Source organism: Porphyrobacter sp. YT40 (genome assembly GCF_006542605.1).
Classification (GTDB): Bacteria; Pseudomonadota; Alphaproteobacteria; order Sphingomonadales; family Sphingomonadaceae; genus Erythrobacter.
Genome location: NZ_CP041223.1, coordinates 45,385 through 68,619, shown reverse-complemented (window position 1 = coordinate 68,619; position 23,235 = coordinate 45,385). Strand labels below are relative to the sequence as shown.

Here is a 23,235-nt window from a genome sequence, read left to right as displayed (position 1 = left end):
CGCCAGATCATCAAAGGTCGGCGCGTTTCAGGAGAGGACCACAGATGCGCTTCACCACCATGCTCGTCTCGGGATGTGCGTTCGTCGCGCTCGCCGCCTCGTCGGCCGTCGCGCAGCAGGCCGCCCCCGCCGCGGCCGAGGAAGCGACCGGCGATCAGGACATCATCGTCACCGCCCGCAAGCGCAACGAAACCCTTCTCGACGTTCCGGTCGCGGTGACCGCCGTTTCCGGCGACGTGTTGGCGAAGCGCAGCATCAACTCGGTCCGCGAGGCAGCCCTTCTGTCGCCGGGTCTGAACATCAACAGCGATGGTGCCGGCCGCGCCATCGTGTCGATCCGCGGCGTCGGCGTCACCATCGTCAGCACCGTGCAGCCGGGTGTCGGCCTGTTTGTCGACGGCATCTATCGTCCCAACACCGCCTATCTCAACAACCCGCTGAACGACGTCGAACGGATCGAGGTGCTGCGCGGCCCGCAGGGCACGCTCTACGGCAAGAATACGCTCGGCGGCGCGATCAACGTCATTACCCGCCAGCCGGGCAACGTCTTCGAAGCGCGCGGCATGGCGAGCTATGCCGGCCCCGACAACGCCTGGCAGGTCGGCGCTTCGGTGGCCGGACCGATCGTCGAAGACAAGCTGGCGGTCCGTGTCGCCGGGTCGCACCGCGAACAGGACGGCTTCATCAACAACGTCATAATCGGCGGCAAGTCGAACAAGTTCAACACCGACTCGATCAACGCCACCATCCGCGCGACGCCAACCGAAGACCTGACGATCACCATCGGCGGCTATTATGACTGGGTGAAAGGCACCAATGGCCCCTATGCCCGCGTCACCGGCCCGACCGACTATCTGCGCACCAACCAGTTCAACGCGTTGGGTGTCGCCAATTACAAATATCGTGGCGTCAATGCGAAGATCGAAACCCCGATCGAAGCACTCGCCAGCAAGCTGACCCTTCAGGCAGCCTATGACCTGCGCAACACCGTTTCGCCGGACTCGGACGCCGACTTCAGCCCGCTGAACGCGGTCCGCGACAACAGCCGCGACCGCCTGCGCACGACAACGACCGAGCTTCGCCTCGAAAGCGACTTGAGCGACCAGATCTCGACCTTGTTCGGCCTGTTCTACAGCCGCGAAACGACCTCGGACTCGCTGGCGCGCACTATCGTCATCGCCGGAAATGCCGTGGTACGGCAGACCGACAAGCGCGTGGGAAATACCTACGCCGCGTTCGGCACGCTATTCTGGAAGCCCAACATCGATTGGGAAGTGGCCCTCGGCCTGCGGTACGACCATGAAAGCCGCAAGGCTTCGGGCACCGTCAATGGGGCGGCGCTCCCCGATGCCAGCCTCAAATCGGATCAGGTCCAGCCCAAGCTGACCGTGACCCGTCACTGGAACACCAGCATGATGAGCTACGCCTCGGTGGCGCGCGGTTATCGTGGCGGTGGCTTCAACGCCCCCAACGCGCCATTCCGGACCTACAAGGGCGACTCCGCCTGGACGTACGAGGCCGGGACCAAATATTCGACCCGCGCGCTCTCGCTGTCGGCCGCAGTCTTCTACAACGACTATAAGGATTATATCGGCCCCAACTCGGTCGCGCCGGCTCTCCCCTCCGGCCTCGTCAAGGTCGACCTGAACAGCGGCGATGTCGAAAGCTACGGCGTCGAACTCGAAGGGCTGGTGCGGCCGACCCAGCAATGGACGATCAGCGGTAGCCTCACCTTCCAGCCGGACATCATGTTCAGCCTGTCGAGCGACTATGCCGTGCCGATCGGCGACGACACGCTGACCTTCAGCGCCGACGTGCAGGGCAAGGGCAAGCGCCTCGCCGGGACGCTCAACGAGACCACGCCGACCTTCCTGAAGGGCTATGCGCTGGTCAACGGCTCGATCACCTACAAGACCGGTCCGTTCGAGCTGGCGATCTTCGGCAACAACCTGCTCAACAAGAAGTATTTCGAGAGCTACATCGAGAAGACGGCGTCCCTGCTCGCGGGCCTGCCGGCGGCTTCCGACCTGGGCATCATCGGGGATCGTCGTCGCTACGGCGTCCGCGCCTCCTTCAAATATTGAGACAGGCCATGACCGCGCCCCTGCCCAATTTCGACCGCAAGCCGCTGCCCACGGGCTTCCTCGACGAGGTTCGTGCGGTGGTCGGCGACCGGCTCGGCACCGGGGAGGCGATCCGCCTCCAGCATGGGTCGAGCGAGACCCATTTCGATCCGGTGCTGCCCGATGCGGTCGCCTTCGTTCGCTCGACCGAAGAGGTGGCGGCGCTGGTCAGGCTGTGCGTCGCCGCCGAGGTACCGATCATAGCCTTCGGCGCCGGCACCTCGCTCGAGGGCAACGTCACCCCGGTCAAGGGCGGCCTCACGATCGACCTGTCGGAGATGAACGCGATCCTCGAGGTGAACCAGGAGGATTTCGACTGCACCGTCCAGGCGGGGGTGCGGCGCGAACAGCTCAACGAACATCTGCGCGACCAGGGGCTGTTCTTCCCGATCGATCCCGGGGCCAACGCCACCATCGGCGGCATGGCGTCGACCCGTGCGTCCGGCACCAACGCGGTGCGCTACGGTACGATGCGCGAGGCGATCCTGTCGCTGCGCGTCGTCACCCCCGACGGCAAGGTGATCCGTACCGCGCGCCGGGCGCGCAAGTCGGCGGCGGGCTACGACCTGACCCGTCTGATGATCGGCGCCGAAGGCACGCTGGGCATCATCACCGAGATCACCCTGCGCCTGCACGGCATTCACGAGGCGATCTCCTCGGCGGTCTGCTCCTTCGAGACCCTCAAGGGCGCGGTCGACACCGTCGTCCAGTCGATCCAGATCGGCGTGCCGGTCGCGCGGATCGAGATCCTCGACGATGCGCAGGTTCGGGCCTGCAACGCCTATTCGAAGCTCGACTATCCCGAAAAGACGACCCTGCTGTTCGAATTCCACGGCTCCGAACGCTATGTCGAGGAGCAGGTCGAGACGGTGCGCGAGATCGCCGGCTATAATGGCGGCGGCGAGTTCCTCTGGTCGAACCTGCCCGAAGAACGCAACCGGCTGTGGAAAGCGCGGCACGAGGCCTATTACGCCGCGGTCAACCAGCGCCCCGGCGCGGTCGGCTGGACCACCGACGTCTGCGTGCCGATCAGCCGCCTCGCCGAATGCATCGTCGAGACCAAGGAAGATCTTGCGACGTCGTCGGTACCCTCGACGATCCTCGGCCATGTCGGCGACGGCAATTTCCACGTGATCTTCGCGATCGATCCCAAAAGGCCGGAGGAGATGATCGAGGTCGAGGCACTCAACGACCGGATCGTCGCCCGCGCGCTCGCCATGGACGGCACCTGTACCGGCGAACATGGCATCGGTCTGGGCAAGCAGCAGTTCCTCGTCGACGAACTGGGTGACGCGGTCGAAATGATGCGGCTGATCAAGCGTGCGATCGACCCGAAGGACCTGTTCAACCCCGGCAAGATATTCCAGCTTTGAACGAAGGCCCGGTTCCGTCCGGGCCTCCGTCATGTCCGCTGGAAAGGATCTGCCCGAGAACAGCCGCCACCTCGTCGACCCCGAACTCCTGCCCGTTCTGGAGCAGTTTCCGGACAGCGAGCTCAGCCGCGAAAGCCTGCCTGCGCTGCGCGAGCAGTTGAGGGCGATGCTGCCGCCGGCGCAGACCGACGCGGCGATCGAGGTGAAGACCGTCGCCGGCCCTGCGGGGGGCCCCGACATCCAGCTGCGCGTCCTGCGACCGAAGGACGCGGCCGCCGCCCCGCTTCCCGTCATCTATCACATCCATGGCGGCGGCTTTGTCGCCGGCACCGCGGATCAGGGGGACATGTCCAACGGGCCGCTGGCGATCGAGCTGAACTGCGCGATCGTCTCGGTCGACTATCGGCTCGCGCCCGAGACCGTGTTTCCCGGCTCGATCGAGGACTGCTATGCCGGCCTTGCCTGGGTCTTCGCCAACGCCGCCGAACAGGGTTTCGATACGGCCCGGATCGGCGTGATGGGCGAAAGCGCGGGCGGCGGCCTTGCCGCGGCGCTGGCGCTGCTGGCGCGCGACCGCGGCGAATATCCCCTCGCCTTCCAGCAGCTCATCTATCCGATGCTCGACGATCGCAACGGCAGCGGCGCCGAACCCCATCCCTTCGTCGGCGAATATGTCTGGACGCCGGAAAAGAACCGCTTCGGCTGGGAAGCCCTGCTCGGCCATGCGCCCGGCGGCGCCGACGTTTCGCCCTATGCGGCGCCCGCCCGCGCGACCGACCTGTCAGGCCTGCCGCCGACCTTCCTCTACGCCGGAGCGCTCGATCTCTTCCTGGAGGAGAATCTCGATTATGCGCGCCGCCTCGCCCGCGCAGGCGTGCCGATCGAATTCCATCTTTTTCCCGGAGCCTTCCACGCCTTCGAACTGCAGGCCGACGCCTATGTCAGCCGGCAGGCGCGGCAGCTCAGCCAGTCGGCCCTCAGGAGGTTCCTTGCCCCTCGCACCTGACCCAACGCGCGCCGAACCGCGCCTGTCCGCCGCGCTGCCCGCGCTGTTCGCCCTGGCGCTGGCGCTGGCCATCGGCACGATGTCGATCTTCCTTTTCAGCATCGTCCAGGAGGCCGCCAAGGCCGAACTGGGCCTGACAGACAACCAGCTCGGCTTCATCCAGGGCGTGGGCGCGGCGGCGCCGCTCGCCGTGCTGGCGGTGCCGATCGGACGACTGGTCGACAGCAGCAACCGGATGCGGCTCCTGCTCCTGCTGGTGCTCGGCTGGACGATCGGGCTGGTGCTGACCGCCTTCGCCGACAGCGTCACCGGGCTGTTCATCGCCCGGATGTTCGTCGCGGTGGGCGGCTTCTGTTCGGTCACCGCCGCTATCTCGATCGCGGCCGACATGTGCCCGCCGACCCAGCGCGGCAGCGCGATGCTGGTCCTGACGCTCGGCAAATGGGGCGGCAGCGCGGGTGCGTTCGCGCTGGGCGGCTGGCTGTTCGGCATGCTCGGCACGATGGTGCTTCCCGCATGGATCGGCCCGGTCGCGCCTTGGCGCGGGGTCCATCTCGCCGTGGCCGCGATCGGCGTGATCGTGTGCCTGCCGCTGCTGTTCGTCCGCGAGCCGGCCCGGCGCGAGACGGTCGCGGGCGCCGATGCTCCCTTCTCGGTCGCGATGCGCGAACTTTGGGACCGGCGTGCCTTCATCCTTCCCTTGTTCGCCGGCCAGCTCTCGGTCGCGATGATCGATACCGCCGCCGGCATCTGGGCCGCGCCGGTGCTGAGCCGCAGCTATGGGCTCCAGCCCGATCAGTTCGCCCAGTGGATGGGCCTGGTCGTCTTCGCCGCCGGCGTGATCGGATCGATCCTGGGCGGTCTTGTCGCCGACTGGGGCCATCGCCTTCCGCGCCGTGGCGGCATCCTGATCGGCGCGATCGCGGCGACGACCCTGTCGGTGCCGATGTCACTTTTCCCGCTCGCCCCCGACGTGCCCAGTTTCGCGCTGATGCTCGGGCTCTTCCTGTTCTGCGGCACAGCCGCCGGGCTGATCGTCGGCGTCACCATCACGGTCCTGCTGCCCAACGAGCTGCGCGGATTCTGCATTGGGCTGTTCGTGGCGCTGGCCGGCGTCCTCGGCTTCGGCGTGGCGCCGCCGCTGATCACGCTGGTCAGCGGCCTGCTGGGCGGGGAGAGCCATCTGGGCACCGCGCTCGCGATCGTCGGCGTCGTGATCACGGCGATCGCCTCGCTCGCCTTCCCCCTGGCGATGCGCCACGCGCCGCGCGATTCGACCTCGCTCGCCACATGACCTTTACCTTTCTGATAGGTCTCGACAAACCTATCAGGAAGGTCTAGCTTTTCCTCGATAGGATGAGAGGATGCGCTGGATGGTCGAGCGGGACTGGGTACAGGTCTCCCACGAGATGGCGGCAATGGTAGGCGCGGGCGCGTTGCCGCAACGCCCCTGGCCGGCCGAACCGGTTGCGCTCAGCTACACGCTCGGCTGCGTCGGTACCCCTGCCACGGTCCGCTGGCATGCCGATCCCTCCGCCGCGACGCTCGGCGACGACCAGCTTCTCCTGATCGTCTCCGCCTCGGCGATCGAGCGGCTGTTCGGCGCGCTGCCCGAGGGGCGCGACGGCGCCTTCCACATCACCCGCGAACTGCGCGAGATCGCCCTGGCCATCCGCGACTGCGACATGCCCGAAGGCGCGCGCGAGCCCTACCGTCTCGCCAAGAGCATCGAATTGCTGTGCGATACGCTGCGCCTGATCGGGGACAGCGCGCTGGTTCCGGTGCTGGGGGAGAGCCATTTGTCACAGGAGGACAGCCGCCGCATCCTCAATGCAAGGTCGATGATCGACGAGCGCTGGGCGGAGAAGCTGACGCTCGACACGCTGTCGCGCGCCTGCGGTCTCAACCGCGCCAAGCTGACCCGCGGTTTCCGCGACATGTTCGACTGTTCGATCGCCGATGCGCTGGCCGAGAAACGGCTCGAGGGTGCGAAGATGCTGCTCCTGTCGACCGACCTGCCGGTCGCATCGGTCGGCTATCGCTGCGGCTATCTCAACAATGCCAGCTTCACCCGCGCCTTCAGTCGCCGCTTCGGCACCGCGCCGACCCAGTATCGCGCGCGGAGGCTCTGTTGCAAAAATCGTGAAGCTTGAGCATGCTTGGCGGAGATTGGACGGACGGAACGATGACGGATTTCAAGTGGCGCCATTTCCAGGGTGATGTGATCCTGTGGGCGGTGCGCTGGTATTGTCGCTATCCGATCAGCTATCGCGACCTTGAGGAAATGCTGGCGGAACGCGGCATTTCGGTCGACCATACGACGATCTATCGCTGGGTCCAGTGCTACGCCCCGGAGATGGAGAAGCGGCTGCGCTGGTTCTGGCGGCGTGGCTTTGATCCGAGCTGGCGCCTGGATGAAACCTACGTCAAGGTGCGGGGCAAGTGGACCTACCTGTACCGGGCAGTCGACAAGCGGGGCGACACGATCGATTTCTACCTGTCGCCGACCCGCAGCGCCAAGGCAGCGAAGCGGTTCCTGGGCAAGGCCCTGCGAGGCCTGAAGCACTGGGAAAAGCCTGCCACGCTCAATACCGACAAAGCGCCGAGCTATGGTGCAGCGATCACCGAATTGAAGCGCGAAGGAAAGCTGGACCGGGAGACGGCCCACCGGCAGGTGAAGTATCTCAATAACGTGATCGAGGCCGATCACGGAAAGCTCAAGATACTGATCAAGCCGGTGCGCGGTTTCAAATCGATCCCCACGGCCTATGCCACGATCAAGGGATTCGAAGTCATGCGAGCCCTGCGCAAAGGACAGGCTCGCCCCTGGTGCCTGCAGCCCGGCATCAGGGGCGAGGTGCGCCTTGTGGAGAGAGCTTTTGGCATTGGGCCCTCGGCGCTGACGGAGGCCATGGGCATGCTCAACCACCATTTCGCAGCAGCCGCCTGATCGGCGCAGAGCGACAGCCTACCTCTGACTGCCGCCAATCTTTGCAACAGAGCCGCTGCTCGTGCCCGCATCATGGGCGAGCGCTTCTTGCGTGATGCGCATCGCAAGCCGCAATTTCCTGAGATTCAAACTGAAGGACTTCGACGCATCCATAAGGGCGTAAGTTCACGCCCTGCGACCATTACTCCACACTGGATACAGGTTGGAGTTATTATCTATATTATTACGTTTTTACAAATATTTAAATGAGATTCCCGAACAACGCGCACTCAACTCTGATGCGGATTCTCAGGCGCGCCAAAAGACCGCATTCGGACGGTCGAATCGGTCGATGACCGAAGCCCTCACGCCAGGACATTGGCCGTGGCCGCCGCAGTGGAAATCCCATCGGCGTCGTCACATCCGGGGCGAGCATTGATTTCAAGCGCCGAGCGAATCACGATGCGAACAACGTCCCGTGGACACGTCCGCAATCGCCGTTCCGGCGTGGCGTACAGGAATCATCGGATAGTTTGACGTGCCTGTGTGTCGTTGTCTCCTTTGATTTGAATGCAGCGAAGCGGAGCGTCGCATTGGTTCATAGTTATGAAATCACCGTTCGTGTCGGGCCGCTGGCCGCCCACCATGCCAACCGACTACTCGCAACAGTCGGTTCTGGCGGTAATCCCGCAGCGGTCCGGTTTGCTCCAGCCCCGCCGAATTGTACTCGGATCTTCATGATGCAGCGGGATCGGTCCGGGGATCGGTAGTGACGAGCCCGAAAAACGTGGCGCCGGCATTGCCTGAAGGATATTGTCGATCTCCCGATAGACGCCTCGCGCTGCCATATGAGGATGGCGCGCCGCTTCGTCCGGATCAAGCACGGGGGCAAAGCAGGCATCGCTGCCTTCCAGCAGTGCGCGCCATTCTTCCCGTGTCCGCATGGCGAATATCTCGCTAAAACGCTGCTTGAGCTCGGGCCAGGCATCACGATCATAGCCGTCGTCAAAACTGCTATCGCCGGCCAACCCCAGCTTTTTGCAAAGCAGCGCATAGAACTTGGGCTCGAGTGATCCGACTGAGATGAAATTCCCGTCGGCGCACCGATAGGTCGAGTACCAGTGAGGGCCGTCAAGGATGCTGCAGCCGCGTATGCTGGCAACCTGGCCGGCGGCCTTCAGGCTCAGGAGCAAGTTCATCATGTGAGCGCTCCCATCGACGATCGCGGCGTCAACCACTTGCCCATTCCCGGTATCCCGGGCGTGCATTGCCGCTGCGAGGACGCCGATGGCCAAATAAAGCGCTCCACCCCCAATATCGCCTACCAGGCTTGGCGGCGCCATTGGCGGTTCACCAGGATGCCCAGCATACCAAAGGGCTCCTGACAGCGCGATATAGTTGATGTCATGGCCGGCCGCTTGGGCGAGAGGTCCCTGCTGCCCCCAACCCGTCATGCGACCGAATACAAGGCGGGGGTTACGCGCTAGGCAAACCTCGGGACCAAGGCCGAGCCTCTCCATCACCCCAGGCCGCATGCCTTCGATCAGTACATCGCCCCTTTGGACGAGATCCAGGACATGCGCGACGCCTTCGGGGGACTTCAGATCCAAGGCAATTACACGTTTCCCGCGGTTCACAATGGCGCCGCTGCCAAGATCGATATTCTCGGAGTTAGGGCTTACGCGTTCAATGACGACGACATCGGCGCCAAGGTCGGCCAACAGCATTCCGCAAAACGGCGCCGGGCCGATGCCCGCAATTTCGAGTATTTTGAGGCCTGCAAGCGGACCAGTTTTCGTCATTCAGGCATACCTGCGTCTGAGACCTTGGCGCTTTGATCCAGGCCGTTTCGCCGCTCCAGATTTCGAGACGGGTTGCAGTCGTGCTGGGCGGCAGTGTCGAAAGTAAGATTGGCAAAATGACCTTGATTCGCCTAATTCATTCTCTGGAGCAATTATTCCTGTGGGGCATGTCCATGCTCGATTCTCGCCTCAAGCATGCCGTCGCGGTTGGTCAGCTTCGTTCCTTCTCCAGGGCAGCGGATGCGGTTGGTGTCACGCAGTCGGCGGTGACCAAGAGTGTCGCTGAACTCGAACGGTATCTTGGCTATTCCCTTTTCCATCGGACCTCACGGGGCGCGATGCCGACAGAGGAGGGACGCGAATTTATCGATCGCGCAGCGCGCTTGCTTGCCGACGCAGCTGAACTACTCGGAGATACAGCCCGCCGCGCCGACGCCTATGCGGGCCCGCTTCGAATCGGACTGTTCCCAGGGTCAATCGACTGGTTGCTCACCCAACCTCTGGTTTCTTTGCTGCGGCGCCATCCGGCAGTGCGCGTCGAAGTCGTTTCGGGCAACAGCGAAAGGGGCGTGCGACTCCTGTCGCGCGGCGATATCGATGTCGCCTTTGGACTTGAAGCGGCCTTTGCACGCTGGCCGGAATTCAAGTGCGAGCGGGTCGCCTCGATCGAAATACTGCCTTTTGTGCGGAACAATCATCCCATTCTGGGGATAAACCCGACCAGCAAGGAGCCGCTGGTCCAGTTCGAATTCGTAGTGCCCTCATCTTCCGAACCCTACACATCGATCATTCAGCAGATGTACGAAAAAAGCGGTAAGCGTCCCGCTGACTGGATCCACATGACAGACTATTTTCAATTGGTTCGACGGATCGTTGCCACATCCGATGCTATCGGGATGGTTGCAAAACAGTTCACCGAGAACTCATGGTTTCGCGCCAATTTCGTGGCCTTGGAGGGAATCGGTTTATTCGATCCATTGACGCTTTGTTATGCTGTGCGTAGCCGCTGGCAGGTAAAACCGGCTGGCCGTGCGCTCGTCAGCCTTGTTCGTCAGGCATGGCGCACCGCACCATCGGATTAACGGCAAGGGGGCGGGGTGCGATCGGAAATCCGCTGCATCCGTCGCGATCAGCTAGAGCATTTCGCGCAGAAGTGGGAACCGGCTTTCCGGCAGGAAATGCTCTAGCAAATTGATCTTGGGCATTTTCCGAGTTGGCGGGTGATTCCACTCGCCTCGAAAATGGCCTAGAAGCTAATCGCCACTTCTCCGCCGATGACGCGCCCCCTGTTTAGCGGTGAAAGGCTTGCACCCGTGCCCCCGAAGGCCGCCGGCAAAGGTGTATCGCCGCCAATCGTCACCTCATTCAGGAGGTTTCGGCCATAGATGGAGAAGCGCCAGTGCTTGTTGTCGGTCGCCAATGTGAGGCTCGCATCGAGCATATCGGCGCCCTGAAGGAAGCCGACGTTGTTGTCGGTGAATGCCGCCTTGTCGCGATGCGTGAAGCTGACACGCGCCGTTGCTGTCCCCAATTCGCCAAGCTGCTGATCATAAGTCAGCCCCACGCCATAGGTCCATGGCGACAGCCTTGGCAATTTGAGCGCACGATCCACATCGTTGATGACGCCATCACCGCTGAGGTCGAACTGGACGTTGCGATACTGGCCATTCACGTAGCCGAGCTGACCCGAAATCACGAGGTTGGACAAAAGAAAAAACTGCCCCTCGGCCTCGACGCCTTTGATTGTGGCGTCGGCGGTGTTCCGTATGACCTGGCTGACGCCAAGCGGTCCGGGCAGGTTGATCTCGCGCTGCAGGTCCTTCATGCGATTGTAGAAGGCCGCCAGGTTGATCCGGTGGCGCCCGAATTGCTTCTTGGCGCCGAGTTCGAAACTGTCCTGGGTCTCTTGATTGAATGGCCCCGGCGGCACAGCGGGATCGGTGTTGCGCAAATTATATCCGCCGCTGCGGAACCCGCGCGTGTAAAGGCCATAAATCTGCGTGTCGTCATCCGGCTTCCACTGAAGGCCGATTTTCGGCGTAAACCCTCGCCATTTTGCCGCGTCGGCGAAATTGGTTGCACAGATCAGCGTGTCTAGATTGCAACCATTTGCGCGCAAGGCCGAGACCCGAACGGCTTTGCGTTCCCAGCTATACCGCGCGCCGAGATTCAAGGTCAGCGTATCGGTGAAATGCCAGTCGGTCGAAGCAAAAATGCCCCATGTTGTCTGGTCTTGCGTACCCCCACCGGAAACGATCCGAGCACCGCCCAAAAGATTCCGCAGCTCGGCGTAACGAAGATCCTGGGAAAAATAGTATAGACCGGTTGTCAATTCGACGTCACCGAACCTTCCGGCATAACGAAGTTCGTCGCTGAGCTGATCCTGGTCGATTTCGAAAAAGGCATGAAAGAAGGACTGTGGTGTTCCATCGATATCAGCGCCCGCGGAGGATCGGAATTTCCGATAGCCAGCGATGTTGGTGAAGACGCCTCCGCCCAGACCGACATCGATGTTGGTTTCCACGATCGCCTGGTCCCATTTGGCATCATAGAAACCTGGGAAATTGATCGAAAACCTGAAGCTGTCGCGGGGAAACAGCGCGTGACTCTGGACAGGGGCTCCATCGCTTTCGACATCGCCATGCTCATAGCGGAGATCCATTCGGAAGCGGTCGCCACCCTTGAGCGAAAGTGCCGGGCGAATGATAAGGTCATGTGATTTACCGAAGCTGCGATTGTCGAAGCGGTTGCGAAACCAGCCATTGTCGTCGCTGTAGTAGACGGCCAATTTGGCAGCCAAAACGTCATCGACGATAGGTCCGGTAACCGTGCCGCTTACGGTCTTCTTCAGTCCCGTTTCAATGGATAGCTTGGCTTTGGCTCCAAAATCGAAGCTGGGCCGTGTGGTCCGCACAACCACGGCACCGCCGGTAACGTTGCGACCGAAAAGCAAGCCTTGCGGTCCACGCAGAACTTCGATCCCCTCAAGGTCGAAGTTGTCCAGCACGACACCAGCGTTGATGCCGAGGTAAATACCGTCAGTGAAAACGCCTACGGTGGGGTCGATCGATGGGATCGTGCTGTTGATGCCGAGGCCCCGGATAGTGAAATTGGCATAGCCCGGTGCCGTACCCACATCCTCGAGCTGGACGTTGGGAACGTCGTAGCTCAGACTTTGAAGATTCTGGACGAACTTGGCATCCAACTGCGCTTCACCAAAAGCCGTGACCGCCATCGGTACTTTCTGCACGCTTTCGCCATAGCCCTTTTTGGTGGCGGTAACGACAATGTCCTCAGCCAGCGCTTCCGTGGCGCTCCCGGTTTGGTCGTTCGCCTGGGGCGTTGCTTCCTGGGCAAATGCTGTTCCCGAGCACAACAACGCGGCAGACGCCAATAGACATCCTCTCATGGCTGATCCTCTCTTCCCAGGAGATATTGTGTAGTTCATGCCGTTTGGCGGCATTTGAGGGCCGTCGTCCAATTCAATTCGCTGCAGAACTATTCTGGTCTGAGCCCGAAGTTTCTACCATCTACGAGTAGAGCCTTGGGCCGTTTTGATGCCCGTCGCTGGGCGTGATGGCAACAACCGTATTGGGGGCATGCCCCCAATACGGTTTGCCGATTGATCCCGTCGCCATCTCGGCCGGGGTTCGGTTCCCGAGGCTCGAGTGCGGCCGGAAGTGGTTGTAGTCGTGCCGCCAGGCCTCCAGCTCCTGGCGGGCATGAGCAAGGCTGGTGAAGATCGTCTCGTTCAAGAACTCGTCCCTGAGCCGGGCATTGAAGCTCTCGATGAACCCGTTCTGATAAGGCTTGCCCGGCGCGATGTAGTGCCACTCGACATTGCGCTCCTTCGACCAGCGCAGGATCGCCATGCTGGTCAGTTCGGTCCCGTTGTCGCTGACGATCGTATGGGGCCTTGCCATGCGCTCGAACACGGCTGCATCGAGCTCACGCCCGACCCGCGCGCCGGAGATCGACGTATCGGCGATCAGACGCACGCACTCGCGGCTGTAGTCATCGACCACAGCGAAGATCCGGAACCTGCGCCCGCAGGCGAAGGCATCGGACACGAAGTCGAGGCTCCAGCGCTGGTTCACTCCCTGAGGATCGTCATCGGCGCCCGTGTGCCCAAGGCCCGCTTGCGACCACCACGACGGCGCACCTGCAGCCGTTCATCTCGATACAGCCGCCGGAACTTCTTGTGGTTCATGGTCCATCCTTCCCGGCACAGCAGCCAGTGCAGTCGCCGATAGCCGAACCGGCGTCGCTGGCTGGCCAGCTCGCGAATACGCTCGCGCGCCGTGGCATCGTCAGGCCGCCGACTGATGTAGCGCACCATGGTCCGGTCAGCGCCCAGCACCGCGCAGGCCCGGCGTTGGCTCACCTCGAAGACCTCCTGGAGATGAGCCACCGCCTGCCGCCTGGCACCGGGCGCTAGAATTTTTTTGCGCTGATCTCCTTGAGCATGGCGTTGTCGAGCATCGAATCCGCCAGCAGCTTCTTCAGCCGTTCGTTCTCCTGCTCCAGCTGGCGCAAACGTCGGGCATCGGACACCTCAAGCCCGCCATACCTCGACTTCCACTTGTAGAACGTCGCCGAGCTGATCCCGTGACGGCGGCACACGTCCACCGTCGGCATCCCCGCTTCCTGCTCCTTCAAAACAGCGATGATCTGCTCCTCGCTGAACCTGCTCCCCTTCATCTCGTCCGTCTCCTTGTCAGGGCCGGACTCTACTTATCACTGGAGGAAATCTAGGGGCTCAGACCACTTCCTGCTGCTCATCGATATCTGGCGGCAGCACGACGCCATCGGCAGCCCGACGGCCGCTCAAAAATATCATGGTAATTCATCGGGTTGATTACGCTCTCAGCGCCCGTTCTACCGCCTCAAGGCTGTCATTCAGCCCGAGCGGGTGCTCGGCATCCGTGAAGTCGACAATTCTACCCCAGTGCCGGGCGACATCATCGAGCGTGAACGCCCTGTCCGCTCCGAAGGCGTGCCCAAGCGCGCGCTCCCACCTAAGCTTGGCGATATAGCCGGCTCCAACTTCAAAAAGCCCTTTGGTTTCGCTGCAATTCTCGTGCGCAAGCCAACCGACCAATGGACTGATCGCTTCCGCTCTGAGATTGGCGAGAAACTCTTGTGGAAAGGCAGTCGCGGTCATACGCGATGCGGCGATTGGGGCGATCGTATTAACCTGGATGTTTCTGGACCGCCCCTCCTCCGCCAGCGCGTTCGCAAGCCCCAATATTCCGAGCTTGGCTGCGGCATAGTTGGCCTGACCGAAGTTGCCGTAGATTGCGGCTGCAGACGTGGTCATGACGATGCGGCCATAGCCCTTGTCGCGCAGTATCGGCCATGCTGCCTGCGTCACTGCCCGCGTCCCATTCAGATGGACCCGCTGAAGCAGTGTCCAGTCTTCGTCGGTCATTTTGTGGAAGCTCACATCGCGCAGGATGCCGGCATTGTTGATGACGACGTCAACGGTTCCGAAGTTGTCAACCGCGGCTTGGATGATCAGCGCGCCCTCCTCGACCGACGCATAATTTGCCACCGCCTGACCGCCCGTGGCTCGAATTTCGTCGACCACATTGTCAGCGGCTGTGGAGCAGCTGCCGCTCCCTTTCTCGTCGCCACCCAGATCATTCACCACCACCTTGGCTCCGCGCCCGCCAAACATCAGCGCGTACTGGCGCCCAAGTCCGCCTCCGGCTCCGGTCACAACCACTACCCTGCCATCGAAACGAAGCTCTTCGTCCATCGCTTGTCTGCCTCTTTTACCTGAGCGACGCATCTGCGCATTTGATCCTGTGCGAGTCAGGCACGCGGCTCCATTTCCGTCGACGCTGTCGTTTTCGTCTGAGCCTTACCGAAAGGCTTGAATGCCGGTCAGGGCGCGCGAAACAACAAGCTTTTGAATCTCCGTCGTGCCATCGGGGATGGGGCAAATGATCGCCTCACGCACCAGCCGCTCAACGATGAATTCGCGGGTGACGCCGTTGCCGCCATGGATCTGAAGCGCATCGCGCGTCGCTTCGATCGCCATTTCGGTGGCGTACCACTTGGCCATCGAGCATTCCGTCTCTGCGCGCGTGCCCGCCTGGACGAGGGATATTGCCCGGTGCGTCAACAGACGGGCTGCGTCGATCTTGGTCGCCATGATGGCGATCTTGTCGGCGATCAGCTGATGGCCGGCGATCTTCTTGCCATGCTGCGCGCGATCGCGAGCGTACGCGATCGCCTCATCCATTGCTCGCCGTGCGATGCCGATACTCCACATCGCCATATGGCAGCGGGCAATCTCGAACACTTGCAACGTATTGCGCAATCCATCGCCGACCCGGCCGATCGTGTTTGCCACCGGTACGCGGCAATCGGACAGGAATATCTGTGCAGTCGATTGGCCGTTGAGCGCCATCTTCTGGATATCGCGCACCTCATACTCACTCTCGTCACGATCGACCAGGATGTGAGTGACTTCATTTTCGCCAGTCTTGCACGTACAGATGAAGATGTCCGAGTAGGCTCCGTTGGTGATCCAGGTCTTTTCGCCATTGATGACCCAGAAATCGCCGTCTCGTACGGCGCGTGTCTTGATGGCGGCGACGTCCGAGCCGACATCGGGCTCCGAGATGCCGAGCGAAACGAACTTCTCGGCCGCGACGAGGTCGGCAAGATAGCGTTGCTTGATCGTCTCCGGGGCGAAGCGGCGGATGAGTTCTGCGCCAACCGCGTTGATGAAGCCGGGTATGGCCACATCGAGCGAGGAATAGGCGATCTCCTCGAAAATGAGCAGATGAGTGAGCCATCCCATATCAAGCCCGCCCCATTGCTCCTGATGCGGTGCGGTAATATGGCCATAGCCGGTCAGTGCTTGAGTCCATTCCTTCATGAGCGGTTTGGGGATGAATCGCTCCCCATGCCGGCGGATTTCCGGCTCAAGCTTGTTGTCGAGAAAGCGGCGGACGGTTTCCACCGCCATGCGTTGTTCATCGGACAGCTCAAAGTTCATATCGTGACCCCGTGTTTCCCTAGGCGCGCTCTGACAACTACCGGCCCAGGATCGTGACGGCGACCACCGCCTCTTCCACCCCGATGAAACCTCCGCCGTTCTGCGCGATCGCGAACCGGGCATTCGGAACCTGTCGATCTTCCGCCTCGCCGCGCAATTGCAGCGCAAGCTCGTAGATTTGGCCGAGCCCGGTGGCGCCGATCGGATGTCCCTTGCATTCAAGCCCGCCCGACGTGTTTACCGGAATACGCCCACCCAGCGCCGTCTCACCGCGCTCTGCCGCGAGTCCGCCCTCGCCAGGCGGCGTCAGGCCGAGCGCCTCGATTTCAATGATCTCGCCAACCGCCGTGGCGTCATGCACCTCCGCGACGCCAATATCTTCTGGCCCCACGCCGGCCATCGCATAGGCCCGGTTCGCCGCAAGGCGGCTGACATGGTGGTCATAATCAAAGGGATCGCGCGCGGCGCCGGTTTGCAGCACAGACGCCAGGATTCTTAGCGCCCTGTCCGGGGCTGCCGACAGTTTGCGCCGACCGGCTTCGCTGCAGATGATCGCAGCGGCGGCGCCGTCGCTGATCGGGGAGCACATCGGCAGTGTGAACGGGTAAACGATCGGAGGCGCAGCGAGTACACTTTCGACGGTATATGGGAGGCGATACTGGGCAAGCAGATTGCGCGTCGAATGCATGTGATTTTTCGCCGAGACGGCCGCGATTTGCGCTTGCGTCGAGCCGTAGGTCTTCATGTGCGCGCGTGCCATCGCGGCGTATACATCCATGAAAACGCTGTAAGGCTGACTCGATGTCGTTCCTTCCGGAACATCGACGCCATTGCCCATGGCCAGCAGCTGCGCGCGGCCCGACTCGGTTTCATGCACGTCCCAAGCGCCATCGAATGCACTGAACATGAGCGCCTTGTCGGGCGAGTACATCTTCTCCGCGCCGAGCGCGAGTACGACATCCGCTGCCCCCGATCGAACATAGGCGGCGGCCATGTGCAAGGCCGTGGAAGCCGTCGCACATGCGTTTTCGACATTCACCACGGGAACGCTTGAGATGCCCATCGCTCGCGCCACGATTTCGCCGCGGATCATGTCCTGGCCCTCCATATGCCCCTGGACGCAATTGCCGAAGAAGATGGCTTCGACATCGCCGGCGGTGCATCCTGCGTCGGAAAAGGCCTGCGACGAAGCTTCGGCGCAGAGCATTTTCAGGCTCTTGTCGAACTGTTTTCCGAACGGGGTCATCCCAACCCCCATGACGAATATGTCGGTCATTCGTTGATCCATTCTTCCAATGTGTTCCGCATCCGATCAGGTCTCACCGGTCGGAAAAATCGGGCTTCCGCTTCTCCCGGAATGCCGCCAGTCCTTCGACAATGTCGTTGGACAAGGCGTAAGCAGCCATGGCTTCGAGTTCCTGACGCAGCCCGACTTCGAGCGAGCTATCCTGCGCAGCGCGGACTAGCTGCTTCATGTAGGCGAGCCCTGGCCGGCTCTTTTCTGCAAGAGATTCTACCAGCGCTTGCGCTGCCGCAATGAGATCCTCGGGAGCAACCAGTTGGGTCACGAGTCCGGCTTCCTTCATCTCGGCAGCCGAGATGGTCCCGCCGGTCATCATCAGATGTTTCGCACGCGCTTCGCCGATCTTCCTAGGGAGTCGAACCGACCCTCCACCGCCGGGCAACAGGCCGTAATTTGCATGGGCGTCGCCAAATCTGGCCGGGTGCGCGGCAATGACGAGATCACAGCACAACACCAGTTCCAAGCCGCCGGCGAGCGTAAGGCCGTTGACCGCCGCAATTATCGGAAGGCGCGACGTCTCGATCCTGTTAAAAGCCTGACCGAGCGGCGGCAGAAACAGATTTAAGCGTTCGGCGAGAGTTTGTCCGCCTGTTCCATCGCCAATTGCGAGCAGATCCGCGCCAGCGCAAAACGCCCGTCCGGCGCCGGTAAGAATGCAAGCGCGCACCGTCGCATCTGCTTCCGCTGCCTCGATCGCTGCGGCGAGTTCCTCGGCCAAAGCCAACGACAGACTGTTCAACGCTGCCGGCCGGTTGAGGGTCACCCAAAGCGCTGGGCCGCGTTGCTCAACCAGGATGTATTCATAGTCCATTGCAGTCTCCCGCGCGCCGGCAGGCGGTCACCGGAATAGAGGATGTGGCTAGGATGGCTGCGTCGGTCATGCCCCCGAAATGCGCCGGTCCTGGCCCGCCCAATAGGGCTCTCGAAGCTTTGAACGAAGCACCTTTCCGACATTGCTCAACGGCAGTGGCTCGGCGGTAAAAACGACCTTGCTTGGCTTTTTTGCGGAGCCCAGACGCTGGCGCACCAAATCTATTATCTCGGTCTCCGTGATTTGTGCTCCGGGCTTGACACGCACCATTGCAAGCGGCGTTTCACCCCATTTTTCATGGGGCACGCCAAAGACCGCGACCTCGAGTACACCGGGATGGTCGGCAATTACGTTTTCGATTTCGGTGGGATAGATATTGAAGCCGCCTGACACGATCATGTCGTTGTTGCGATCGAGCAGATACAAAAATCCGTTTGTGTCGATCATGCCGACATCGCCGGTTTTGACCCAGCCATCTTCCATGCGCCGGGCGGTTTCCTCCGGATCGTTCCAGAATTCCTCCATCTGGCCATTTTCGAACCGTGCGACGATCTCGCCGGGCTCGTTTGGTCCCAGCACCTTTCCGTCCTCGTTACGGATTTCGATATCGGCGCCACTCATGGGACGTCCGACCGCCCGAATTGGGGCAGAACCTTCAAATTCGCCGAACCACTCGTTGGGCCCCATAGACGCGATGGGCAGGATTTCGGTCTGTCCATAGGCCGAATGAAGAACATGATTCCCGAATATCTGGCACGACTTGCGAAGCGTCGGCTCGGAGATCGGCGCTGAAGCACTCAGCAGAAACTTCAAATTCGGAAAGTGGCGGCCATATGCCCCGTCGTGATGCACTATGGCATTGAGCATGGTGGGGGCTACAAAGGCATGGCTGATCCGTTCCTGCTCGAGAGTGTCAAGAAAGGACGCTGGATCGAAGCCGTCCATCATCACGTTGCGGGCGCCGCAATACCAGGCCGGCACGAACAGGAAGCCCGATGCATGGGACAACGGGCCGACATGCAGAATGGCATCCCCTGGAGCCACTTGGGGGCCGATGCTCAAAAATGCGGCGGAGATCGTCATCCATGAACGGTGCCGATAGGCAACGCCCTTGGGTTTGCCCGTCGTGCCGCCGGTGTGGCGGATGACACAATAGTCCTCCGGCGCGACGACGGGATCGGGATCCCGGTCCGAGGCTGTCGCCAACCAATTCTCATAGTTGTGATCGCGGATAATGATCCGCTCAAGCGTCGGAGCTTGGGCATCCAGCCCCGCCAACTCCGAAGCCAATGCCTCATCGACCAGCGCCAACCGAGATCCGGTACTCGCGATCATATGGGCGTGCGCTTCACATCGGTTGCGCGCATAGAGAGGAACACGCGTATAGTTTCCAATGGCAGCCGCCAGTATGATGTCGGCGGCCTCGATGGAGTTCTTCTCCAGCGTAGCAATCCGGTCACCCGGTTGAAGGCCGCACTCCGCAAGAGCATTTGCGAGCTTCACGCCGCGCAACCAGGCTTCCGAGAAAGTCAACCGCCTGTGGCCGTGAACGAGAGCCTCTTGCTGGGCGAAATAACGTGCGGCGCGACGTATTTGCGTACGGACGTCCATCAGCCGCGCTCCTCTAAGGCGCTCGCCCACAATGGCGCAGTCGACACATAATAAACTGACATGCGATAGGCCTCTCCGGACTTCTTTTCGTAAGCATCTGTGTCTGCAGCATTGATCCAATCGTCCAATTCAATATTCTGCGATGCTATTCTTGCTGCTCATATTATCGTGCCGGATCATGTCGGCGGCTTTCTCGCCGATCATGATGCAGGTTGCATTGGTGTTGCCGTTGACGATTGATGGCATGATCGAGGCATCGGCCACGCGGATATTTGCGAGGCCGTGAACGCGCAGGCGGTTGTCGACCACCGCCATCTCGTCGGTGCCCATCTTGCATGTTCCCACCGGATGATAAGCATGATTGGCTTCTGCCCGGATATAGGCGTCGATCTCTTCATCAGTTTCAAGGTAGCGGTCAGGATAGAGAGGCCGTTTCATCATCGCCTTCATGCGATCCGAATGCAGGATCTCCTGCACGACACGGAAGGCATTGCGCAACGTCTTGAGGTCGTCGGGATGACTCAAGAGATTGAGGTCTATCTTGGGATCGGATTCGGGGTTTGAGTCATGTAAGGCAACCCAGCCGCGGCTCTTTGGGCGCCCAATATTGAGAATGATCGTATAGCCCCATTTCGTCATCAGCTTGTAGTCGCGCGCATGGTCGCGATAGGCGAGCGGCACGACATGGACCTGGCAATCCGCCCGGTTCTGCCCCGGCGCGGATCGCAAGAAACCGCCTGCAGCCGTGGGCGGCGATGCCAGCCAGCTTTTCCTTTGCGTGAGATACTGGAATAGGTCTCGCACGGTCTTGATCGCGCCAACGACATTGAGTGCGATCCCGAGCCGCTTCTTCGACTGGTAGACCAGCATCAGGTCAGGATGGTCGTGAAGATTCTGGCCGACACCGGGAATATCATGAATCACTTCGATTCCATGCTTCTCCAACTCATCACGCGGTCCGATACCGGAAAGCATCAACAGTTGGGGCGAATTATAGGCGCCGCCGCTGACAATGACTTCCTTTTCGCACGGGATCGTCTTCAACTGCCCGTCCTGGGAATACTCGACTGCCACCGCGCGGTTGCCCTCAAACCTGATACGATGGACGCGGGCATGTACTTCGACGCGGAGGTTGCCGCGCCTGCCCATCACCGGATCAAGGTAACACGCCTTCACGCTGGCGCGCTTCCCGTCCTTCACGGTAAACTGATAGATGCCGACACCTTCCTGGCTGGCCCCATTGAAGTCCGGATTGGCTTGATGGTCCAGTCCAGTCGCCGCCTCGATGAAAGCATCATAGACATCGAATTCGCGCTTGCCGTTGGATACGTGAAGCGGTCCCGACGAGCCGTGAAACTCATCCTCACCGCGCTCATTATTCTCAGCCTTGCGGAAATAGGACAGGACATCGTTGTAACCCCAGCCGTCGTTGCCGAGTTCGGCCCAGTGGTCGAAATCCGACCGGTCGCCGCGGATATAGACCATCCCGTTCATACCGCTCGATCCACCCAGCATCTTCCCGCGCGGATTGTAGAGGCGGCGGTCGTTGAGCGCCTTTGAAGGGTCGGTGTTGAACCGCCAGTTGAGCGTATTGATCCGATAGTCTTGGATCAGCGCCGCAAAAGCGCCGGGCGTGGACACAAGCGGCGAGGTGCCTGGGCCGCCTGCCTCGAGCAGGCAAACGGTGACATCGGGGTCCTCGGACAACCGGCTGGCGATAACGCCGCCCGACGACCCACCTCCAATAATTACATAGTCAGCCATTTGCTTCCCTTGTCATTCGACCCATGCTGGCGACCCGGCGTCATGCAACATGCCAGCATCAACCGCCGCAGCCACGTCAGAGGATCTTTTCGAAGATGTTGAGTAGTCCTTCGGTCTTGCTCGAATAGGGTGGCAGAAGTTGACCAAGCAGGCTGAGTTTCGGCTGAGAGAACACCGGCTTGTAATGAGTGAAGCGCTCGAAACTGGCGACGCCGGTATAGGCACCGATGCCGCTCTGTCCGATGCCACCGAAAGGCAGCCGGCGCTGGAAGACGTGCATGACCGTGCCGTTGAGAGTCACGCCGCCAGCGTGCGTTTCGGAAATGATCTTGCGCCGTTCCTCACTTTCGTCGCCAAAATAATAGAGCGCCAGCGGGCGCTCATGCCGGTTTACGTAGCGAATGAGATCGTCTTCGGAGCGATATGGCATGATCGGCAGGATCGGTCCGAAAATCTCCTCCTGCATCATCGCCATGTCATCGGTAACGTCGAGAACCGCCAACGGCACGATCCGATGCCGTTCAGGAAGCGTTCCATCGCCGTTGTCCGAGAGGTTGAGCACCGTCGCGCCCTTGGCTTCGGCATCATCGAGCAAACCTTGGAGCCGCGCGAACTGTCGGTCATTGATGATACTGGTGAAATCGGGGTTGCTTGCCGCGTTGGGGTAGCATTTGGCAACCTGAGCGCGGAGTGCGGCGACGAAGCTTTCCATCTGATCGACATGGACGAAGGCATAGTCAGCGGCGATGCAGGTCTGGCCGGCGTTGAGCAGCTTGCCGAACACTAAGCTTTCACAGACTTGTGCAAGCGATGCACCCTTGCCCACGATGGCAGGGCATTTGCCGCCAAGTTCCAGAGTAACAGGTGTAAGGTTGGCAGCCGCCGCTTCATAGACTTTGCGGCCAACCGCGGGTGAACCGGTGAAGAGAATATGGTCGAAAGGTAGGGCCGTCATCGCCTGTGCCATGTCGGGCCCGCCCTGGACAATCGCGAATTCCTCTTCGGCGAAATACCGGCGCACAAGCCGCTCGCTGGCTTCGGCGGCGTTGGCGGAAACTTCGCTCGGCTTTGCGATCACGCGGTTGCCGGCCGCCAATGCACCGGCCGCGCCAACGAATATGGTGCCGAGCGGATAGTTCCACGTGCCGAGAACGCCCACCACACCTAGGGGCTGGGGGACCAGGCGCGATGAACCGGGAAGGCCGAAGATGTCAGTCTTCACCCGCCGCGGCCTCAGCCACGTCTTCAGATTGCGGCGCGCAAATTTAATTTCCGATATGCCAAGCATCAGGTCGAGCAGGATAGTCTCGTAGCGGGATCGAATGCCGAAATCGGCGGCAACGGCATCGACCAATTCGTCTCTGTGCTGCTCAAATATCCGGCCAAGGCGCCCGAGCAGGTCCATGCGTTCTTCGTAGCTGCGCGAAACCTGCTCACGCGTCCCTTCGCGTTGGGTCGCGAAAATTCGTTCCAGCTCAGTTCTGTTCCAAGACGCATCCAC

17 protein-coding genes and 1 pseudogene are annotated in these 23,235 nt (G+C 61.2%); 8 read left to right on the top strand and 10 right to left on the bottom strand.

The window, feature by feature from the left end:
• Positions 1-44: 44 nt before the first annotated feature.
• From E2E27_RS18020 to E2E27_RS18875, 7 genes are all read left to right on the top strand, one after another.
• Entirely contained in the window at positions 45-2,084 is a 2,040-nt protein-coding gene (locus tag E2E27_RS18020) for a TonB-dependent receptor (protein WP_141462128.1), read from the top strand.
• A gap of 8 nt (positions 2,085-2,092) precedes the next feature.
• Positions 2,093-3,496 (top strand): FAD-binding oxidoreductase, encoded by a 1,404-nt coding sequence (locus E2E27_RS18015; protein WP_141462126.1) that lies wholly within the window; start codon positions 2,093-2,095, stop codon positions 3,494-3,496.
• 31 nt (positions 3,497-3,527) lie between these two features.
• Positions 3,528-4,502 carry an alpha/beta hydrolase gene (locus E2E27_RS18010; protein WP_141462123.1) on the top strand — a complete coding sequence of 325 codons (975 nt, stop codon included), beginning with the start codon at positions 3,528-3,530 and terminating at the stop codon, positions 4,500-4,502.
• On the top strand, positions 4,486-5,796 hold the full coding sequence (locus E2E27_RS18005) for an MFS transporter (protein ID WP_232333061.1): 1,311 nt from the start codon (positions 4,486-4,488) through the stop codon (positions 5,794-5,796). The genes E2E27_RS18010 and E2E27_RS18005 overlap by 17 nt, the downstream gene beginning before the upstream one ends.
• 70 nt (positions 5,797-5,866) lie before the next feature.
• Positions 5,867-6,655 carry a helix-turn-helix domain-containing protein gene (locus E2E27_RS18000; protein WP_232333060.1) on the top strand — a complete coding sequence of 263 codons (789 nt, stop codon included), beginning with the start codon at positions 5,867-5,869 and terminating at the stop codon, positions 6,653-6,655.
• Positions 6,656-6,687: 32 nt separating this feature from the next.
• Entirely contained in the window at positions 6,688-7,452 is a 765-nt protein-coding gene (locus E2E27_RS17990) for an IS6-like element IS6100 family transposase (protein ID WP_001389365.1), read from the top strand.
• A 72-nt stretch (positions 7,453-7,524) separates the two neighbouring features.
• Positions 7,525-7,701: a hypothetical protein gene (locus tag E2E27_RS18875; RefSeq protein WP_181443687.1), complete on the top strand. Its 177-nt coding sequence runs from the start codon at positions 7,525-7,527 to the stop codon at positions 7,699-7,701.
• Between the two features lie 386 nt (positions 7,702-8,087).
• On the opposite strand, the gene E2E27_RS17980 is transcribed toward E2E27_RS18875, so the two are convergent.
• The gene (locus tag E2E27_RS17980; RefSeq protein ID WP_041685272.1) at positions 8,088-9,233 is read right to left on the bottom strand and encodes a CaiB/BaiF CoA transferase family protein; all 1,146 of its coding nucleotides are present in this window, start codon (positions 9,231-9,233) and stop codon (positions 8,088-8,090) included.
• Between the two features lie 32 nt (positions 9,234-9,265).
• On the opposite strand from E2E27_RS17980, the gene E2E27_RS17975 reads away from it, so the two are divergent.
• A complete protein-coding gene (locus tag E2E27_RS17975) occupies positions 9,266-10,315 on the top strand; it encodes a LysR family transcriptional regulator (RefSeq protein ID WP_011415069.1) in 1,050 nt (349 codons plus the stop codon).
• 164 nt (positions 10,316-10,479) lie between these two features.
• Here the strand turns inward: E2E27_RS17975 and E2E27_RS17970 are convergent, their stop codons facing one another.
• The 9 genes and pseudogenes from E2E27_RS17970 to E2E27_RS17930 all read right to left on the bottom strand — a co-directional run bounded on the left by E2E27_RS17970 (position 10,480) and on the right by E2E27_RS17930 (position 23,235).
• Positions 10,480-12,627: a TonB-dependent receptor gene (locus E2E27_RS17970; RefSeq protein WP_234036306.1), complete on the bottom strand. Its 2,148-nt coding sequence runs from the start codon at positions 12,625-12,627 to the stop codon at positions 10,480-10,482.
• Between the two features lie 136 nt (positions 12,628-12,763).
• A pseudogene (locus E2E27_RS17965) lies at positions 12,764-13,934 on the bottom strand (IS3 family transposase).
• Positions 13,935-14,091: 157 nt separating this feature from the next.
• Positions 14,092-14,994, bottom strand: coding sequence for an SDR family oxidoreductase (locus E2E27_RS17960; protein ID WP_011415065.1), 903 nt, complete (start codon positions 14,992-14,994; stop codon positions 14,092-14,094).
• 105 nt (positions 14,995-15,099) lie between these two features.
• Positions 15,100-16,245, bottom strand: a complete 1,146-nt coding sequence (locus E2E27_RS17955) for an acyl-CoA dehydrogenase family protein (protein ID WP_017499968.1) — start codon at positions 16,243-16,245, stop codon at positions 15,100-15,102.
• Positions 16,246-16,282: 37 nt separating this feature from the next.
• Positions 16,283-17,521 (bottom strand): thiolase family protein, encoded by a 1,239-nt coding sequence (locus tag E2E27_RS17950; RefSeq protein ID WP_066542498.1) that lies wholly within the window; start codon positions 17,519-17,521, stop codon positions 16,283-16,285.
• A 43-nt stretch (positions 17,522-17,564) separates the two neighbouring features.
• Positions 17,565-18,359: an enoyl-CoA hydratase/isomerase family protein gene (locus E2E27_RS17945; protein WP_141462118.1), complete on the bottom strand. Its 795-nt coding sequence runs from the start codon at positions 18,357-18,359 to the stop codon at positions 17,565-17,567.
• A gap of 66 nt (positions 18,360-18,425) precedes the next feature.
• Positions 18,426-19,970: a class I adenylate-forming enzyme family protein gene (locus E2E27_RS17940; RefSeq protein WP_081095413.1), complete on the bottom strand. Its 1,545-nt coding sequence runs from the start codon at positions 19,968-19,970 to the stop codon at positions 18,426-18,428.
• Between the two features lie 129 nt (positions 19,971-20,099).
• Positions 20,100-21,734 carry a GMC family oxidoreductase gene (locus E2E27_RS17935; RefSeq protein WP_141462116.1) on the bottom strand — a complete coding sequence of 545 codons (1,635 nt, stop codon included), beginning with the start codon at positions 21,732-21,734 and terminating at the stop codon, positions 20,100-20,102.
• A gap of 76 nt (positions 21,735-21,810) precedes the next feature.
• The gene (locus tag E2E27_RS17930; protein WP_067678632.1) at positions 21,811-23,235 is read right to left on the bottom strand and encodes an aldehyde dehydrogenase family protein; all 1,425 of its coding nucleotides are present in this window, start codon (positions 23,233-23,235) and stop codon (positions 21,811-21,813) included.

Coding starts and splice junctions, on each gene's coding strand:
- E2E27_RS17940 (WP_081095413.1), bottom strand. CDS start 19,970: ATGGACGTCCGTACGCAAATACGTCGCGCCGCACGTTATTTCGCCCAG.
- E2E27_RS18015 (WP_141462126.1), top strand. CDS start 2,093: ATGACCGCGCCCCTGCCCAATTTCGACCGCAAGCCGCTGCCCACGGGC.
- E2E27_RS17990 (WP_001389365.1), top strand. CDS start 6,688: ATGACGGATTTCAAGTGGCGCCATTTCCAGGGTGATGTGATCCTGTGG.
- E2E27_RS18000 (WP_232333060.1), top strand. CDS start 5,867: ATGCGCTGGATGGTCGAGCGGGACTGGGTACAGGTCTCCCACGAGATG.
- E2E27_RS17945 (WP_141462118.1), bottom strand. CDS start 18,359: ATGGACTATGAATACATCCTGGTTGAGCAACGCGGCCCAGCGCTTTGG.
- E2E27_RS17955 (WP_017499968.1), bottom strand. CDS start 16,245: ATGAACTTTGAGCTGTCCGATGAACAACGCATGGCGGTGGAAACCGTC.
- E2E27_RS17935 (WP_141462116.1), bottom strand. CDS start 21,734: ATGGCTGACTATGTAATTATTGGAGGTGGGTCGTCGGGCGGCGTTATC.
- E2E27_RS18010 (WP_141462123.1), top strand. CDS start 3,528: ATGTCCGCTGGAAAGGATCTGCCCGAGAACAGCCGCCACCTCGTCGAC.
- E2E27_RS17980 (WP_041685272.1), bottom strand. CDS start 9,233: ATGACGAAAACTGGTCCGCTTGCAGGCCTCAAAATACTCGAAATTGCG.
- E2E27_RS18875 (WP_181443687.1), top strand. CDS start 7,525: ATGGGCGAGCGCTTCTTGCGTGATGCGCATCGCAAGCCGCAATTTCCT.
- E2E27_RS17950 (WP_066542498.1), bottom strand. CDS start 17,521: ATGACCGACATATTCGTCATGGGGGTTGGGATGACCCCGTTCGGAAAA.
- E2E27_RS17960 (WP_011415065.1), bottom strand. CDS start 14,994: ATGGACGAAGAGCTTCGTTTCGATGGCAGGGTAGTGGTTGTGACCGGA.
- E2E27_RS18020 (WP_141462128.1), top strand. CDS start 45: ATGCGCTTCACCACCATGCTCGTCTCGGGATGTGCGTTCGTCGCGCTC.